This is a genomic window from Streptococcus sp. 116-D4, from assembly GCF_009731465.1.
Taxonomy (GTDB): Bacteria; Bacillota; Bacilli; order Lactobacillales; family Streptococcaceae; genus Streptococcus; species Streptococcus pseudopneumoniae_E.
The window spans coordinates 932,571-949,107 of the sequence record NZ_AP021887.1 but is presented as its reverse complement, the minus strand read 5'-3'; the positions used below and the strand labels follow the sequence as shown (position 1 = coordinate 949,107).

Genomic DNA, 16,537 nt, shown 5'->3' with positions numbered 1-16,537 from the left:
AAACTGCTTCTAGGGCTACCTTAGAGGCCTTTCTTTTGTAATTAGATAAGGAAAATTTTATGGGATTAAAACATCTTGAGGACGTGACTTACTTCCGTCTCAATAACGAAATCAACCGTCCTGTTAATGGACAAATCATGCTTCATAAAGATAAGGAAGCCTTGGATGCCTTCTTTAAAGAAAATGTGGTTCCAAACACTATGGTTTTTGATTCAATCAAGGATAAAATCAACTACCTCATTGAACACAACTACATCGAAACAGCCTTTATCAAGAAATACCGTCCTGAATTTTTGGAAGAATTGTCACAATTTATCAAAGACCAAAACTTCCAATTTAAATCTTTCATGGCTGCCTATAAATTTTATAATCAATATGCTTTGAAAACTAACGACGGTGAACATTATCTTGAAAGTATGGAAGACCGTGTCTTCTTTAACGCCCTTTATTTCGCTGATGGCAATGAAGCTATTGCAATCGATATTGCCAATGAAATCATCCATCAACGCTACCAACCGGCTACTCCTTCCTTCTTGAATGCTGGACGTGCTCGCCGTGGGGAGTTGGTATCCTGTTTCTTGATTCAGGTCACAGATGATATGAACTCTATCGGACGTTCTATCAACTCTGCTCTTCAACTTTCACGTATCGGTGGTGGTGTGGGAATTTCCCTCAGCAACCTTCGTGAAGCTGGAGCTCCTATTAAAGGCTATGAAGGAGCAGCTTCTGGTGTTGTTCCTGTTATGAAGCTTTTTGAAGATAGTTTCTCTTACTCAAACCAATTGGGTCAACGTCAAGGTGCTGGTGTTGTTTACCTCAACGTCTTCCACCCAGATATTATCGCCTTCCTTTCAACTAAGAAAGAAAACGCCGATGAAAAAGTTCGTGTTAAGACCCTTTCACTTGGTGTTGTGGTACCCGATAAATTCTACGAATTAGCTCGTAAAAATGAAGAAATGTACCTCTTCAGCCCTTACTCTGTAGAGCTTGAGTACGGTGTGCCATTCAACTACATTGACATCACTGAAAAATACGATGAACTAGTCGCAAATCCAAAAATCCGCAAGACAAAAATCAAGGCGCGTGATTTGGAAACTGAAATTTCTAAATTGCAACAAGAATCTGGCTATCCTTATGTCGTCAACATTGATACGGCTAACCGTGCAAACCCTGTTGATGGTAAGATTATCATGAGTAACTTGTGTTCTGAGATTCTTCAAGTCCAAGAACCAAGCTTGATCAACGATGCGCAAGAATTCCTTCAAATGGGAACGGACGTTTCATGTAACCTTGGTTCAACCAACGTGGTTAACATGATGACTTCACCTGACTTTGGTCGCTCTATCCGTGCTATGGTTCGTGCTCTTACTTTCGTTACAGATAGTTCACACATCGTAGCTGTTCCTACTATCGACCATGGAAATAGCCAAGCCCACACCTTTGGTCTTGGTGCAATGGGACTTCACAGCTACCTTGCCCAACAACTGATCGAATATGGATCACCTGAGTCCGTTGAATTTACAAGCATCTACTTTATGCTTATGAACTACTGGACCTTGGTTGAGTCAAACAATATCGCGCGTGAACGTGGTATTACCTTCCACAACTTTGAAAAATCAGACTATGCTAAGGGAAGCTACTTTGATAAGTATTTGACTGATGAATTTCTTCCAAAATCAGACCGTGTTAAAGAACTTTTCAAAGATGTCTTTATCCCAAGTGCTGCTGACTGGGCTGAACTTCGAGACAAGGTTCAAGCAGATGGTCTTTACCACCAAAATCGTCTAGCTGTTGCTCCAAATGGTTCGATCAGTTACATCAACGACGTTTCTGCTTCTATCCACCCGATTACGCAACGTATCGAAGAACGTCAAGAAAAGAAAATTGGTAAGATTTACTATCCTGCTGCCGGCTTGTCAACAGAAACAATCCCTTACTACACTTCTGCTTACGACATGGATATGCGTAAGGTCATTGATGTTTACGCTGCTGCAACTGAGCACGTGGACCAAGGACTTTCACTCACACTCTTCATGCGAAGTGATATTCCAACAGGACTTTACGAATGGAAGAAAGAAAACAAACAAACGACACGTGACTTGTCTATCCTTCGTAACTATGCCTTTAACAAGGGCATCAAGTCTATCTACTACGTCCGTACCTTTACAGATGACGGCGGAGAAGTCGGTGCTAACCAATGTGAGAGCTGTGTGATTTAATCTTTGCTTGAGAAAACTACATTTTTCTCAGATTAGTATTCATTCACCCTGCTAAACTAAACTCGAATAAGCATCTATACTATGGAAAAACACAAAAGTCGGGCTTCCGACTTTTGTGCGATACTCCTCTAGAATTATGATAAAATAGAAATAATTGTGAGTTCGCAATACTAAACACAGAAAGAGATTTCAAATGGAAACTTACTACAAAGCCATTAACTGGAATGCCATCGAAGATGTCATCGACAAATCAACTTGGGAAAAGCTGACGGAGCAATTCTGGCTCGACACTCGTATCCCCTTGTCAAATGACTTGGATGACTGGAGAAAGCTATCAAATGTAGAAAAAGACTTAGTTGGAAAAGTCTTTGGTGGTTTAACCCTTCTCGACACTATGCAATCTGAAACCGGGGTTCAAGCCCTTCGCGCAGACATCCGTACACCACATGAGGAAGCTGTTTTCAACAACATCCAATTTATGGAATCTGTCCACGCTAAATCTTATTCATCAATCTTCTCTACCTTAAATACCAAGGCTGAGATTGATGAAATTTTCGAATGGACCAATACCAATCCTTACCTCCAAAAGAAGGCAGAGATTGTCAACGAAATCTACCTAAACGGCAGCCCACTTGAAAAGAAAGTTGCCAGCGTCTTTCTTGAAACCTTCCTCTTCTATTCAGGATTCTTCACGCCACTCTACTATCTTGGTAACAACAAACTAGCAAACGTTGCGGAAATCATTAAATTGATTATTCGTGATGAATCTGTTCACGGAACCTACATCGGATATAAATTTCAACTCGGTTTCAATGAATTGCCTGAAGAAGAGCAAGAAAAACTCAAAGAATGGATGTACGACCTGCTCTATACTCTTTACGAGAATGAAGAAGGCTACACAGAAAGCCTCTATGATGGTGTTGGTTGGACGGAAGAAGTCAAAACCTTCCTTCGCTACAATGCTAACAAGGCTCTCATGAACTTGGGACAAGATCCACTCTTCCCAGATTCAGCTGATGATGTCAATCCAATCGTTATGAACGGTATTTCAACAGGAACTTCCAACCACGACTTCTTCTCTCAAGTTGGTAATGGTTATCTACTTGGTGAAGTTGAAGCTATGCAGGATGATGACTATAACTACGGTTTGAATTAATTCAATTATCCCAGAACTAATAACAAATATCATGGTTTGTTTAAAACAACCATGATATTTTTGTTTTTGTTTTCTTTTGTTTTTTTAAATTGATTGATTGAACACTTTATGATAAAATAGTAATAGAAACAGAGGTGATAACGATGTTAAAACAGGAGAAACTAGATCATATTCTAGAAACGGTCAATACAAAGGGAACTATTACTGTAAAAGAAATCATGATTCGCTTGGATGTATCAGATATGACGGCTAGACGCTACTTGCAAGAGTTGGCAGACAAGGATCTACTTGTTCGGGTTCACGGTGGAGCTGAAAAAATTCGCACAGGTTCTATTTTAAACAATGAACGTTCTAATATTGAAAAACAAAGCTTACAGATTGCAGAAAAACAAGAAATCAGCCGTTTTGCAGGCCATTTAATCGATGAAGGTGAAACCATTTTTATCGGCCCAGGTACAACCTTGGAATCTTTTGCCCGTGAACTTCCAATCGATAATATTCGTGTTGTAACAAACAGTTTACCAGTCTTTCTCATCTTAAACGAACGAAAACTAACAGATTTGATTTTAATCGGTGGAAACTATCGCTCTATCACTGGAGCCTTTGTGGGAACACTAACCTTGCAAAACTTAGCCAATCTACAATTTTCAAAAGCCTTCGTTAGCTGTAATGGTATTCAGGACAATGCGATTGCGACCTTTAGTGAAGAGGAAGGTGAATCTCAACGCATCGCCCTCAATAATTCCAATAAAAAATACTTACTAGCTGACAATAGTAAGTTCAATAAATTTGATTTTTATACCTTCTACAATATCTCTGATATTGATACCATCGTTTCAGACTCTAAACTGAGTAAAGAAATATTCGACCAACTTTCAAAACAAACAAAAATTATTCTTTCTAAACCATAAAACTAAGGATTAATAAAAAATAAAATGCGTCCTATCAAGAAAATAAGAATCTTGATAGGACGCATTTTTTGATGAAGATTTTTACTGAGATTTTCCTAGAGTCTTTATGATTGTTGAAACGGCATAAAATCTGAATCAAAGGAGATATTATCCCATTCTTCAGGATTGATAAAATTTAAAAATAGATTTTTAAATTCTTCCAGCTCATAATCTGAATGACAAATCCATTCTTTACCAGTTGAGACATACCATTTTCCAAGATTTTTCAGTTCTTTATTCGTCAAACACGGTATTTGAGAGCATTTATCAAAATTGATAATATAAACTTTTTCATAAATAGATTGGATAAAATCTTTGAACATCTTTTTGCCTCACTAGAATCCTATATCTAATTACTAATTCTTCTACTCAATCACTTGAGTTTCCGCTACTTTCTTGTACCAGTGAGCTGATTTCTTAGGATAACGTTCTTGAGTTTCAAAGTCTACATAAAAGAGACCATAGCGTTTTTCATAACCATTTGACCAAGAGAAGACATCCATCAATGACCACATGAAGTAGCCTTTGACTACTGCCCCATCAGCAATGGCATCTGAAATAACTTCTAAGTGTTGTTTCACATAATCAATACGGCCATCATCGTAAACAGTGTTGTCCACAAATTCATCTTTGTATCCAAGCCCGTTTTCAGTGATGTAGATTTTCTTGTAGTTTGGATAATCTTTCTTAACACGCATGATTTGGTCATACAAACCTTGAGGGTAGATAATCCAATCCCAATCCGTGCGTGGTACATAATCAGGGGCTACACGACGTCCAACGCCTTTGATTTGGTATTTAGAGCTTCCTTTTTCCCCTTTACCGTTATGGATGATTTCAGTTTCACCATCAAAGGCTCCCATCCAATCGCTCATGTAGTAGTTAATTCCGAGGAAGTCATTCAAATCTTTTGCTGCTTCAAGTGCTGCAAAGTCTTCGTCACGAAGATCCAAGCTACCACCATTGACGGATAAAATATGCTTGACACCTTCCATGGTTTCTTCGGAATATCGTCCTAGATAAGTCGCATCCAAGATAAATTTGTTGTGGATGATATCTTCCAACTCAGCTGCCCGAACATCTGCAGGGTTTTTAGGATCTAATGGATACTTAGTAGGCAGGGCATGAACCACGCCGATTTCACCTTTGTAGCCTTTGTCTTTGTACAATTTAACAGCACGCGCATGCGACACCATCATATTGTGGTGTGATTGGAAAACTTTGGCAAGGTCATACTGAATTCCTGGAGGGAATTTTCCTACTAAGTATTGACCATCACCGATTGGTCCAATTTCATTGAAGGTTGTCCAATAGTTGACTTCTGGGAATTCTTCAAAACAGAAGGTAGCATAATTTACAAAGTGTTCGATATTTTCACGGTTTAAGAAGTCGCCATTTGAATGTAGAGCTTCTGGCGTATCAAAGTGATGAAGAGTTACAAAGGGCTCAACATGACGTTTATGGCACTCTGCAAATAACTTATGATAGAATTCTACCCCTTTTGGATTTACTTCACCATAACCAGTTGGAAAAATACGTGACCAAGCAATTGAAATACGGATACCGTTTACCCCATATTCTTCAGCCAACTTTAAGTCCACTGGATATTTATGGTAAAAATCACTGGCTGGTTCGGCAGTGTACCAATAGTTATCTGCTAGGTATTTGTCCCAGGCAACAGGACCTTTACCATCTGTATGAGTAGCTCCTTCTGCTTGATAAGCAGCTGTTGCGCCACCGAAAATAAAGTCTTTTGGTAATGTTTTTGTCATTTTTTTCACCTATTTCTTGATTTAAATAAAGTAAAAGTGAGAGGAGAGGAGTCAGTGAGGTACCCTTCTCCATCTCACTTCAATCAACAGTATTTATTATTATTGAAATTGTTCTTGTACGAATGCTAGAGCACCTTTTCCATCACGAGTTAATTTGATGTACTGTGCACCTTCTGTCTTGGCAAGTTTAATACCGAGTTTATCTGTTTCTGCTTTCATATCTTCAAAGTTTGAAGCAACTTGTGGTGCCAAGATAACCAAATCAAACTCAGGTAGCATCTCACGGTGAGCACCATAACCACCAGCAGCTGCCTTAACAGGAACATTGTATTCTGCTGCTGCCTTGTTCAAAGCATTTGCAAGAAGACCACTTGTTCCTCCACCAGCACAGAGAACGAGTACGTTGGTTTCTTCTGTAATTGTATTTTGTGCTGCTTCTACTCCAGCTTTTTCAAGGATAGCATCTGCTTTTGCAGTGTTGAAGTTTGCAGCAACTTTTTCTTTCAATTCATCGTTGGCTTTACCTGAACGCTCTTCTTCAAGAATTTGTTCATCATAAACTTTAAGGAATGGATAGTAAATGACTACGTCAACCACGATTAGAAGAGCAGCAAGAATGAATGATAGAACTTGGAAGTTTGTACCAAGAATAATCCCCAAAGGTCCAGGAGTAACCCATGGAAGGTTGGCAGTAAATGAGTTCATGCCAAGTGTTTCAATAAAGAATTTAAAGATCCATACGTTTGCGATTGGAGCAAAGATGAATGGGATAAAGAAGATTGGGTTCAAAACAAGTGGTGCACCAAACAAGATTGGTTCATTTACACCAAAGAAAGTTGGAACTACTGAAGCGCGTCCGATTGCACGATTACGTTTTGATTTTGTTAACCACATGAACATGAAAGGAACAACCAATGTCGCACCAGTACCACCCATGGTCACGATAAACATCTGTGTACCAGAAGTAAGGATCTTATCAGCGTGCATACCTTGTTGGATAAGGTTCAAGTTGACTTCGGCATTTGCATAGGTAATAGCTGCGATTGCTGGTTCAACGATAGATGGACCATGAATCCCAACAAACCAGAAGAAGGCAAAGGCACCAAAGATAATCGTAATACCTAGATAACCATCAGCAGCAGAGAATAATGGTGCAAAGAATTTACCGATTGACTCAGCTACGCTTGCACCAACAAAATGACGAGCTAGTAAATCAAGAGCATAAAGTGAAACCACTGAGAGAGTGAATGGAATCACATCTTTAAAGACTTGTGAGATATTTGGTGGAACTTCGTCAGGCATACGAATAGTGACATTGTTCTTAACACAGACCTTATAGATAGCTACTGTAACAAAGGCAGCAAGAAAGGCTGAGAGCAAACCTTTTGTTCCAAGGAAATCTGTTGCAAAACCACCTGCAATTGGATCAGCTGCCAACATCAATAATCCAACAATAGCAGCTAATAGAGTTGACATATAGTTGATTTGGTTGGTTTTCTCCATGCTACGGTTAACAGAGTCTGTTAATGATTTAGCAGTCGTACCAGCTAGCAAAAGTGCGAGAATACCCATTGAATAGCTATAAGGTTTCATCAATAGAGCCACTACTTCATCAGACCATTGGAAGCCCCATGAATTTGGTACAAAGGCAATCAAGATAAAAATACTTGAGAAGAGAATGACTGGCATTCCTGCGATAAATCCATCCCGAATAGCACGAAGATAGATATTACGAGATAGTTTTTCAAAGAAAGGCTTTCCTTTCTCAATAAATGCAATTAGTTTATTCATTATTTAACTCCTCTCTTGTAGAGTTCAATTAAATGGTGCATCAAATCTTTTAACAAAATAGTTGTCATCAAGTGATCTTGGCCATGCATCATGGTCACACTATACGCTAAGTCCTCACCAGCTGCTTCCTTAGTCAACAGACTAGTTTGCGCGTGGTGTGCTTCTGCAATACAAGAACCAGCTTCCTCAACTAAGCTATCCGCTTTTTCAAAATCACCAGCTTCAGCAGCCTTCAAGGCTTCCAATAGTTTTGAACGAGCATCGCCAGCATAGGCAACAATCTCAAAACCTAACAATGTTACTTCTTCTCTATTCATGATAGAATTCTCCTTATATAATTTTTAGTAAATGTTATGACAACAAACGTTGGATATGTAGAACGAGATAAACTCGTTCACTTTTATACAAATCAAGACCCGTATGTTGCGTAATCACATCATAGATCTTGGAACCAATCTCGAACGCTTTTGGATAGGACTGTTTGATATGGTCTTCCATATCCAGAAGTGATTGGTTATCATCTCTAGATCGGTCTAAATAATCCAAGAAATAATTCAAATGTATCATAAAACGATCATAGAAATGGTTGTTCTCTTTAGTTCGTTGAATTGCATAGTCCTTTAGCACTTCTTCAACATTCCTCAGAATTTCTTTTCTCTTATCAATCGACTCAACCACTTGGACTTCATTCTCCCCCTCAGCATTGATGAAATGATAAGCAATCCGAATAATTTCTTCCTCAGGAAAATGATCTGCTAGCTTCTGACGGTAAATTTCAAATGCTTCATTTGCGATTTGAAAAGCGACAGGATACTTAGTGGAAATATCTGGCAGATTACTATCCTTGTACCTTCCTTGTGCTAAAGCTTGGTAAGAGCAGTAAATATGATCTGTCAGAGTGACGTATAGATACTCTTGGACAGGATATTGATATTTTTTAGAAAGATTATCAATAATCTCATAAGTGACCGTAATAAAATCAAGCGGAACATCTTTGAGGAGAGCCATAAAGTTTTCTCTGGACTCTTCTGTCTTCATCCGAAAGATTTTCTCAACCTGCTGTTCAGCAATCAAATCCCCTTTCTTCTTTCCAAATGTAATCCCCTTACCAATCACAATCACTTCTTCTCCCTTATCATTTCTTACAAGCGAGACATTGTGATTCATTGGATTTAGAATTCGATACATGTCAACCTCCTTTTATATCTTAAAGGTATATGAGTACAAAAAATGACCACAAATGAACTAGAAAATCAGCCGATTTCTAATTCACCTGTGATCATGCCTAATATTACTTAGTAACACTCACCTTGTATTAACTTGTGATTTAAGTATATCACAAGCAAGTTATTTTGTAAACCTTTACATGTAACTTTTTTAAATTTTTTTTGTGTTTTTTCATCAGAAAGTGTTTATTAGATTAATTGGATTAATTTTTCACCTTTTTAAAAAAGTAAAAAGTTAATGCCTTAAAAAATCATTTAAACTTGAGTTTGTGAAATACCATGGTATATCGCCATCGTTTTCTAACATTGATTTATATACCGTGGTAGCCTTTCTAAACATTCCTCCATATATTAAGAAAGTCCCAAGTAATGATTGAAAATATTTATCCGAAAAAATTCTATCATCACAATCAAAAGAGGATATTTTATTAAATATAGTAAAATAATCGATAGAAATTTCACTAATTTCATTCTGAAGCTTCAAAAGTTTATATAAAAAGTTTAAAAAAACAAAATCAGAAAATCGGATTCCGTCAGCTTCTATTTCTTCAAATTTTTCAATAAACTCCTCAAAGTGTCCGATTTGTATTAATTTAATACAAACTAGAATTTTTATGCGAACAATATAGTAGTCCGTACTATCTATTAAAAAATGCTTTGAGAAATCAATTATATCCTCTTTAGATAATGTATCTAAATTATCTCTTAAATATAAATACACCCATCTTGGCTCCGCAGGGTACATACTAATATTTTCTAACAGAAGAGAATTGTATAATTCTTTTTTATCAGTTGTAACTCTATTCTCTCCTTGAACTTCTATATCTAGATTAATATGTTTAGTTTTTTCTTCACAAGTAAGTACCTCATGTACTTTCCCTTTATAACTTATAGATGAAACATTCTTAAATATCTTACCGGTTCTATACGTTTCTTTACTCCTTCTTATTTTTAAATTAAATATGGTTGATTGTAAATTTTCAAACATAGCAAAATAAGCTAACATATCCTTTAGTAATGTCTTTTTGTCCATCAATAATTCATCAGCATCTAAAACCAGTATCCAATCACACTTTGACTGTCTTATTGCAAAATTTCTAGCTTCTGAAAAATCATTATTCCATTTGAAATGACTCAGTTTAATTCGGTCATCCGACAAATTTTGGATTATTTCCACCGTTCTATCGGTAGAACCCGTATCTACTATAACAATTTCATCAGCTATCCAATCTATGCTTTCCAAACTGTTTAAGATATAATTTTCTTCATTTTTCACTATATAGACAACAGATAGTGTGACACTCTCGTCTATACTAAAGCTTTTGATATTTTCTTGCTCATCTAATAAAACTTCTCCTTCATCTATCCAATCATCTGAATCTACTAATAATACTATTTCCTCAATTGTCTGTTTTACTTTTTCTGAGTGGACTGTCGAAATATTTTTTTTAAGATAATTTAAAAATTTGATAGGATTTGATTTCATAAAAAACCTCTGGTAGGGCTACATTAAAAAATAGGCAAAGACTCAACCAACATTAAAATCAGAGTTTCAATCTCCTTGAGATCTGAATAATATTAGAGTCTCTACCTCATTTTACTATCCTTACATAACTAAGCCATAAGGGTAATAATCAGTTGAGAAATTCACTAATGTTTTTTCTGAATCTTGTATCTTTACAATGCGTAAGAAAAGTTTTTGGAATTCATTAAAATCATAATCTGAATGACACACCCATTCATCAGTAGTTGTAACATACCACTTCCCTATTAATTTAAAACTTTCATCAAACTCAGGAATATAACCTAGTTTTCTAAAATTAACAACAAAAACAATCTCATGAGTCTTTTTTAATATTGAACCCAGTAATCTAGAATAGATTTTTAAAATAGCCATGATAAGTCCTTTCCAGTAGAAAGACAACGAAATTCAAAGATAAATTATTTTATCTTTGAAGTAAAAAAGCTTATTCGTTGTAAGTAAAAGACTGCACCTCCAAAATAGATAACATCTAAAGGAGGCACAATTCTTTATAGTTAGTTAGAATCAGTTACACACATGACGCATATAAGCGCATGCACTAGCTGGATCTGATGTTCCCAGACCCGCTAAAGCAATATCATGAGCACAGGTAATGGCTGCCCATCTACAATTAGCAGATTTTCCACCAACAATTTCCTGTAAAGCATCTGTAGAAATGGTTTCGAATAAGAGTTTGTTATCCATTTCTATATCCTCCTTATAATATATTTGTCTAATGCATTTGACAAATATATTATAACATTTTAATCTCTGTAACAACCTAAAATTCCTAAATATCTCGATTATTCTTCCTAAATGGACTTAGAAATCCTTTATTTATTTTCCAATATTTCTAGAAGTGAAGAAATTTTATTTTTGGAAACAGGGCACATATCTCCATTAATTAAATAAAGCATCCCTTCTTTCTTAGAAAAGAAATCGATACAATCACAATTGATGGCGTACGATCTATGACACCTAAATAATCTTCTATCTGCTTCACAAATCTTATTTAATGTAGAATAAATTTGTATATCTGTGTATTTGGTATGCAAGGTAATTCTATGAGGATCACTTGTTTCAAAATATAAAATATCATCAAAAGGCATATGAATTGTACCTGTTTTAAGTTTTAGAATGAAATAAAAATCAATATTCTTTAACATCATTACGCGATCCAAAATAAATACTAGGCAATTTTCCAATTGATCAATCATCAAATTTTTCTTACTAAATTTAATACAGTCTAATGCAGAAACCTTTGCATGAAAAATCAATTCCATCAATGATACATCCTGTGTGAGAAATATTATAGATGCTACAGGATTTTTTAATCTCAACAAAGAACACGATTCTAAAATTTTATGATAATTATAAACATCAATATGGAATATATAAAGTTGCTCCGAACCGAAGCTAGTTTTGGAAACAGGAACTTTCTCTAATGAATTAAAAAAATTGAGACTCTTCACTTTCCAATTATGCTCTTCTGTAATTTTTCTAACTTCATCTTCTAAAAAAAATTGTAGATTTATGTCGTCTTCACAAATAAATATTTCAAACATGAGAGCTACTTCCAAAAATTTTATCTATAGAAAATAATGATAATAGACAAAGCTACTATCATTATTTGTTGTTAAATTTAAACGCGTTCTTTCCATGAAGTCGCTGTTGTTTGAAGAACTTTATTTAGTTCGTCAATGTTTTCAAATCCAGTTGTGCGAAGCCATTCGCGAGCTGCTGTTTCACCATCTTTGATATAAGCTTCAACTGATCCTGCCCATGTAGCACGGCCACAAAGAACACCATTGAAGTTTGCACCTGATTCATGAGCAAATACAAGAGTATCTTGGAAGAGTTTAGCTGATACACCAGCACTCAAGTAGATGTATGGCAAGTTAGTTGCTTCATCTTGAGCTTTGAAGAAGGCTGCTGCTTCATCACGTGTATAAACTACTTCACCTTCAGCGAAGCCTTCAACATATTTAATGTTAACAGGAACTTCTACTTTCAAGACATCAATGTTAAAGCGTGGGTCTGAGAAGACTTTCATAGCGCCGATAACTTTGTGTGGTTTTACTTTCGCATATTCTACAGAACCAGCGTCCGCAATTTTTTCATCGTAAGCAAGGATTTCAAGGAAGAATGGGATATCTTCAGCCACACACTCAGAACCGATACGTTCGATGTAAGCTTGTTTTTCTTGGTTGAGTTCGTCTGAGCTATCTACATCATAGTAAAGCAAGAATTTAACTGCATCTGCACCTTCTTCTTTAATACGTTTTGCAGACCAAACATCCAAGCAGTCTGGCAAGCGTTTTGTGCTTGTTGTGTCATAACCTGTTTTTTCATAAGCAAGGAGAAGACCAGCTTTTTCATCAAGAGCTTTAGTCGCTGGAAGTCCATATTCAGGGTCAAGGAGCATAGATGAAGCGTATTTAGTCAATTCATCTGCTACCAAGACTTTAAGTTCTTCCATTTGAGCCACTGTTGGTTCTTCTGTTTGGTGTTGAGCCATGAGGCGTTTTAAAGCACCACGTTGGTCAAATGCAAGAGCTGAGATGATACCATTTTCATCAGAAAGTTTTTCTAAGCGTGCACGTTTTTGTTCTGTTAAAGCCATTTTATACCTCTTTTACTATTAATTGATCATATAGAGCTTGATAGTTGGCCATGTTGACATGACCAGTCATTTTTTCTTGAGCATTGAGCATACCAAGGACATTTGCCTTGATGAGTAATTCTGCATCCGATTCTTTGTGAAGTAGTCCTGAAGAAATTCCTGCTACAGTAGAGTCTCCAGATCCGACAGGGTTAACCACCTGAATTCTAGGAATATCTACCTTGTAGAAAGTGTCACCATGTTTGGCAAAGGCACCGTTGGCACCAAGTGAAACGATAATCCATTCAATACCTGCAAACAAAGGTTCTTGAAGGACTTCTTTTAATTCATCCAAATCCTCAGAAATTTCTCTTCCTAGAAATTGAGATAATTCCTCATTATTTGGTTTGATGACTGTTGGTTTATGTGGTGATTCAAGAACCGCCTGAAGTGCTGCACCAGAGCAGTCCAAGACAACAGGCTTGCCAGCTTGATTAGCAAGTTCTACCAAGCTCGCATAGTAATCAACTGGAAGGCCAGCTGGCAGACTACCTGAGATGGCTACTACTTCAACTGACTCAAGGAGTTTTTTGAAATGTTCCAAAAAGCCTTGACCTTCCTGTTCCAATACTTCAGGACCTTTTTCAAGAACTTCTGTTTGGTTATCTCCGTGAAGAATAGCGATACAGTTACGAGTTTCTCCCTGAATTGAGAAGAAATCTTTCTTTACTTGATCATCGATATGTTCAACCAAAAACTCACCAAGTTTGCCACCCACTAAACCAGTAGCAAGAACAGAATCCCCAAATTCTGAAAGTACTCGAGTGACGTTTAGTCCTTTACCACCAGCCGTTTTGGTTACATCCACCACACGATTGACAGTATCAATCTTCAACTCATCCAAGGGATAGGAAATATCAATGGATGGGTTCATTGTGACTGTTAAAATCATAGGTCACCTCTTAGTCGTGGTATTCTCCGCGATCCCATTTTTCAAGGAATTCAGTGAAGAAGTTTGCGTCTGTTTGTTTAGCATTGTGACTTTCAAGGTGTTCAATTTTCGCAATCAATTTTTTATTTTCTTCAGATGGTTTGTATTCAGCTTGGATGAAAGCTTCGATGATGTCACACATGAGCAATTCACCAGTAATCTTACCACCAAAACCGATAACGTTGGCATTCAATTGTTCTTTAGCATAAAGGGCTGTTGTCATATCACGAACCAAGGCAGAACGTACACCTGGAACTTTATTTACAGCGTTGTTGATACCAACACCAGTACCACAGATACATACTCCAAGATCAGCTTGACCACTAGTTACAGCTTCCCCTACTTTTTTACCAAAGATTGGGTAGTGTGTACGAGCGTGGTCATAAGTACCAAAGTCAATGACTTCATGTCCTTTTGATTTCAAAAATTCTGAAACCGCCATTTTTTCATCTGTTACGATGTGGTCACATCCAATTGCAATTCTCATTTTTAACTTACCTTTCTTACTGTAATCTAATTAGCACATTTTGTTCAACATGTCGACACGAATTTGGTGACGTCCACCATCGTATTTACCGTTAACAAATCCTTTAGCGATGTTTTTAGCTAATTCATCACCAACAAGTTGTGCACCCATAGTGATCATACGTGAGTTGTTGTGGCCACGAGTCATATAAGCTGAACGTTCGTCAGATACTTCTGCAGCAACCATTCCTTTGATTTTTGTTGCAACCATAAATGGGCCAGCACCATAAGCATCAATCACGATACCAAGGTTTTGTTCTTCTTTGTTTACCTCTGCGGCAACAGCAAGAGTCACATCAACAAAGTCTTGACCTTCTGCTGTAACATCCACAACGTGGAAGTTTTCTTTTTCTAAGAAGTCTTTCACAACTTCTTTCAATCTCAAACCTGCAGCATCTGCACCGATAACAATAGACATATTGTATACTCCTTTTTATTTTTCTAGGCTAGTAAACCCTTTTATAGTTAGCAGTTTATACTCTTCGAAAATCAAATTCAAACCGCGTCAACGTCGCCTTGCCGTACTCAAGTACAGCCTGCGGCTAGTTTCCTAGTTTGCTCTTTAATTTTCATTGAGTATTACCTACAAAAAGTTTTCTAGCAGTTTATTGACAAATTGGATTGAATGAGATGAAGGTCACCTTATTCAAGTTTAGGAAACCAGTTTCCTAGAAATAACTCTTCTTCACGAAAGAGAATATAACAAGTGATTTTTTGTTTGTTACAAACATCATTTGTTGCTTACAAACATAATATACTCCTATTTATTGAAAAAGTCAACAGTTAATGTTTGTTTTTGTGTTTTTTAACTAAAAAATTTCGATATCAAAACCAATTTGATCCACTCGACCAGGTTCTAGGAGACGAACATTCTTCTTATCTTCTAGATGATCTCCTTCTTCAAGGGATGTTGATAAGCCAGACCATGGTTCAAAAGCAATGAAAGGACCTTTATTCAAAGTTGACCAGATGATGAGATTTGGAAACTCTGCAAAGTGCACTTTCAATCCCTTATCATGTTTACGAGAACGAAGGGCAATTGTTCTAGATTGCAATTCATCTAAGGTGACTGCATCTGTGCTGAAAAAATCATAACTAAGATCGATTTCTTTTTGCCCCTCTAGCCATGGACTTCTATCTTGAAAATCCAACATACCCGTTTCTGGGAAAGGACGTGGAACAGAGCAAGTCTCTTCTTTCTCAAACTCTAAGTAGTAATCTTCATAGACTTCATCATCCAGTAGAGGACAATTAAAGCCTGGATGGCCACCAATAAAGTAAGGCATGACCTTGCTAGTTTCTTTATTGAAAATCTTGTATTGAGTCCGTACTGTCTTGCCAGTAAGAATATAAGTGATTTCTAGGCGGAAATGATAAGGGTAGTTCTGATAGCTATTCTCATCGTCTTCAATTGCAAAAGTTACAGTCTTATCTGTCTGTTCAACTAATTCAAACTCTTTCTTGCGAACCAAACCATGACGAGGAATCTTTCCTTTACTTTCTTGTCCATTGTCATCTATATAAAGTGCTGTATCTTCTCTCAATGAACCACAAATAGGAAAGAGAACAGGAGCTTGTCCACTCCAATAAGTAGCATCCCCTTGCCACAAATACTCAAGTCCCTCAGCATCTTTTATAGAAGAAAGAGCCCCACCAAAACTGTTAAATTGAACACTTAATTGTTCTGATTTTAATTCAATTACCATTATTTTCTCCGATTTCTTGATAGTTTATAAAAAACTAGGCTGTCACTCCTAATGGTATGACAACCTAGTTTCAACAA

The 16,537-nt window shown here is 36.8% G+C and carries 17 protein-coding genes; 3 read left to right on the top strand and 14 right to left on the bottom strand.

What is annotated here, in order from left to right; translation table 11 throughout:
• Positions 1–59: 59 nt before the first annotated feature.
• From nrdE to UKS_RS04805, 3 genes are all read left to right on the top strand, one after another.
• Positions 60–2,219: a class 1b ribonucleoside-diphosphate reductase subunit alpha gene (gene nrdE, locus UKS_RS04815; protein WP_156012008.1), complete on the top strand. Its 2,160-nt coding sequence runs from the start codon at positions 60–62 to the stop codon at positions 2,217–2,219.
• Between the two features lie 193 nt (positions 2,220–2,412).
• Positions 2,413–3,375, top strand: a complete 963-nt coding sequence (gene nrdF, locus UKS_RS04810) for a class 1b ribonucleoside-diphosphate reductase subunit beta (RefSeq protein ID WP_156012007.1) — start codon at positions 2,413–2,415, stop codon at positions 3,373–3,375.
• A 143-nt stretch (positions 3,376–3,518) separates the two neighbouring features.
• On the top strand, positions 3,519–4,286 hold the full coding sequence (locus tag UKS_RS04805; protein ID WP_156012006.1) for a DeoR/GlpR family DNA-binding transcription regulator: 768 nt from the start codon (positions 3,519–3,521) through the stop codon (positions 4,284–4,286).
• A 104-nt stretch (positions 4,287–4,390) separates the two neighbouring features.
• Here UKS_RS04805 and UKS_RS04800 read toward each other — a convergent pair whose 3' ends face one another.
• The 14 genes from UKS_RS04800 to UKS_RS04735 form a co-directional block, all read right to left on the bottom strand.
• Positions 4,391–4,648: a DUF3884 family protein gene (locus UKS_RS04800; RefSeq protein WP_156012005.1), complete on the bottom strand. Its 258-nt coding sequence runs from the start codon at positions 4,646–4,648 to the stop codon at positions 4,391–4,393.
• 42 nt (positions 4,649–4,690) lie between these two features.
• A complete protein-coding gene (lacG, locus tag UKS_RS04795) occupies positions 4,691–6,097 on the bottom strand; it encodes a 6-phospho-beta-galactosidase (RefSeq protein ID WP_156012004.1) in 1,407 nt (468 codons plus the stop codon).
• Positions 6,098–6,196: 99 nt separating this feature from the next.
• Positions 6,197–7,888, bottom strand: coding sequence for a lactose-specific PTS transporter subunit EIIC (locus UKS_RS04790; protein ID WP_156012003.1), 1,692 nt, complete (start codon positions 7,886–7,888; stop codon positions 6,197–6,199).
• Positions 7,888–8,205: a PTS lactose/cellobiose transporter subunit IIA gene (locus UKS_RS04785; RefSeq protein WP_138701399.1), complete on the bottom strand. Its 318-nt coding sequence runs from the start codon at positions 8,203–8,205 to the stop codon at positions 7,888–7,890. Before UKS_RS04785 ends, UKS_RS04790 begins: the two co-directional genes overlap by 1 nt.
• A 34-nt stretch (positions 8,206–8,239) precedes the next feature.
• Positions 8,240–9,076, bottom strand: a complete 837-nt coding sequence (locus UKS_RS04780) for a PRD domain-containing protein (RefSeq protein WP_156012002.1) — start codon at positions 9,074–9,076, stop codon at positions 8,240–8,242.
• 273 nt (positions 9,077–9,349) lie between these two features.
• Positions 9,350–10,600 carry a glycosyltransferase family 2 protein gene (locus UKS_RS04775; protein ID WP_156012001.1) on the bottom strand — a complete coding sequence of 417 codons (1,251 nt, stop codon included), beginning with the start codon at positions 10,598–10,600 and terminating at the stop codon, positions 9,350–9,352.
• Between the two features lie 120 nt (positions 10,601–10,720).
• Positions 10,721–11,011 carry a DUF3884 family protein gene (locus UKS_RS04770; protein ID WP_156012000.1) on the bottom strand — a complete coding sequence of 97 codons (291 nt, stop codon included), beginning with the start codon at positions 11,009–11,011 and terminating at the stop codon, positions 10,721–10,723.
• Positions 11,012–11,161: 150 nt separating this feature from the next.
• Entirely contained in the window at positions 11,162–11,341 is a 180-nt protein-coding gene (locus UKS_RS04765; protein ID WP_156011999.1) for a bacteriocin, read from the bottom strand.
• Between the two features lie 128 nt (positions 11,342–11,469).
• A complete protein-coding gene (locus tag UKS_RS04760; protein WP_156011998.1) occupies positions 11,470–12,201 on the bottom strand; it encodes a LytTR family DNA-binding domain-containing protein in 732 nt (243 codons plus the stop codon).
• Between the two features lie 77 nt (positions 12,202–12,278).
• Complete coding sequence (lacD, locus tag UKS_RS04755; RefSeq protein ID WP_156011997.1) at positions 12,279–13,259, bottom strand: tagatose-bisphosphate aldolase; 981 nt, start codon at positions 13,257–13,259, stop codon at positions 12,279–12,281.
• A gap of 1 nt (position 13,260) precedes the next feature.
• The gene (locus tag UKS_RS04750) at positions 13,261–14,190 is read right to left on the bottom strand and encodes a tagatose-6-phosphate kinase (RefSeq protein WP_156011996.1); all 930 of its coding nucleotides are present in this window, start codon (positions 14,188–14,190) and stop codon (positions 13,261–13,263) included.
• Between the two features lie 10 nt (positions 14,191–14,200).
• Positions 14,201–14,716: a galactose-6-phosphate isomerase subunit LacB gene (gene lacB, locus UKS_RS04745; protein WP_156011995.1), complete on the bottom strand. Its 516-nt coding sequence runs from the start codon at positions 14,714–14,716 to the stop codon at positions 14,201–14,203.
• Positions 14,717–14,746: 30 nt separating this feature from the next.
• The gene (gene lacA, locus UKS_RS04740; protein ID WP_000029277.1) at positions 14,747–15,172 is read right to left on the bottom strand and encodes a galactose-6-phosphate isomerase subunit LacA; all 426 of its coding nucleotides are present in this window, start codon (positions 15,170–15,172) and stop codon (positions 14,747–14,749) included.
• A gap of 391 nt (positions 15,173–15,563) precedes the next feature.
• Complete coding sequence (locus UKS_RS04735; protein WP_156011994.1) at positions 15,564–16,460, bottom strand: aldose 1-epimerase family protein; 897 nt, start codon at positions 16,458–16,460, stop codon at positions 15,564–15,566.
• Positions 16,461–16,537: the final 77 nt, after the last annotated feature.

Bases quoted from the DNA above. Each gene is read 5' to 3' on its own strand.
- nrdE (WP_156012008.1), top strand. From the start codon at position 60: ATGGGATTAAAACATCTTGAGGACGTGACTTACTTCCGTCTCAATAAC.
- nrdF (WP_156012007.1), top strand. From the start codon at position 2,413: ATGGAAACTTACTACAAAGCCATTAACTGGAATGCCATCGAAGATGTC.
- UKS_RS04805 (WP_156012006.1), top strand. From the start codon at position 3,519: ATGTTAAAACAGGAGAAACTAGATCATATTCTAGAAACGGTCAATACA.
- UKS_RS04800 (WP_156012005.1), bottom strand. From the start codon at position 4,648: ATGTTCAAAGATTTTATCCAATCTATTTATGAAAAAGTTTATATTATC.
- lacG (WP_156012004.1), bottom strand. From the start codon at position 6,097: ATGACAAAAACATTACCAAAAGACTTTATTTTCGGTGGCGCAACAGCT.
- UKS_RS04790 (WP_156012003.1), bottom strand. From the start codon at position 7,888: ATGAATAAACTAATTGCATTTATTGAGAAAGGAAAGCCTTTCTTTGAA.
- UKS_RS04785 (WP_138701399.1), bottom strand. From the start codon at position 8,205: ATGAATAGAGAAGAAGTAACATTGTTAGGTTTTGAGATTGTTGCCTAT.
- UKS_RS04780 (WP_156012002.1), bottom strand. From the start codon at position 9,076: ATGTATCGAATTCTAAATCCAATGAATCACAATGTCTCGCTTGTAAGA.
- UKS_RS04775 (WP_156012001.1), bottom strand. From the start codon at position 10,600: ATGAAATCAAATCCTATCAAATTTTTAAATTATCTTAAAAAAAATATT.
- UKS_RS04770 (WP_156012000.1), bottom strand. From the start codon at position 11,011: ATGGCTATTTTAAAAATCTATTCTAGATTACTGGGTTCAATATTAAAA.
- UKS_RS04765 (WP_156011999.1), bottom strand. From the start codon at position 11,341: ATGGATAACAAACTCTTATTCGAAACCATTTCTACAGATGCTTTACAG.
- UKS_RS04760 (WP_156011998.1), bottom strand. From the start codon at position 12,201: ATGTTTGAAATATTTATTTGTGAAGACGACATAAATCTACAATTTTTT.
- lacD (WP_156011997.1), bottom strand. From the start codon at position 13,259: ATGGCTTTAACAGAACAAAAACGTGCACGCTTAGAAAAACTTTCTGAT.
- UKS_RS04750 (WP_156011996.1), bottom strand. From the start codon at position 14,190: ATGATTTTAACAGTCACAATGAACCCATCCATTGATATTTCCTATCCC.
- lacB (WP_156011995.1), bottom strand. From the start codon at position 14,716: ATGAGAATTGCAATTGGATGTGACCACATCGTAACAGATGAAAAAATG.
- lacA (WP_000029277.1), bottom strand. From the start codon at position 15,172: ATGTCTATTGTTATCGGTGCAGATGCTGCAGGTTTGAGATTGAAAGAA.
- UKS_RS04735 (WP_156011994.1), bottom strand. From the start codon at position 16,460: ATGGTAATTGAATTAAAATCAGAACAATTAAGTGTTCAATTTAACAGT.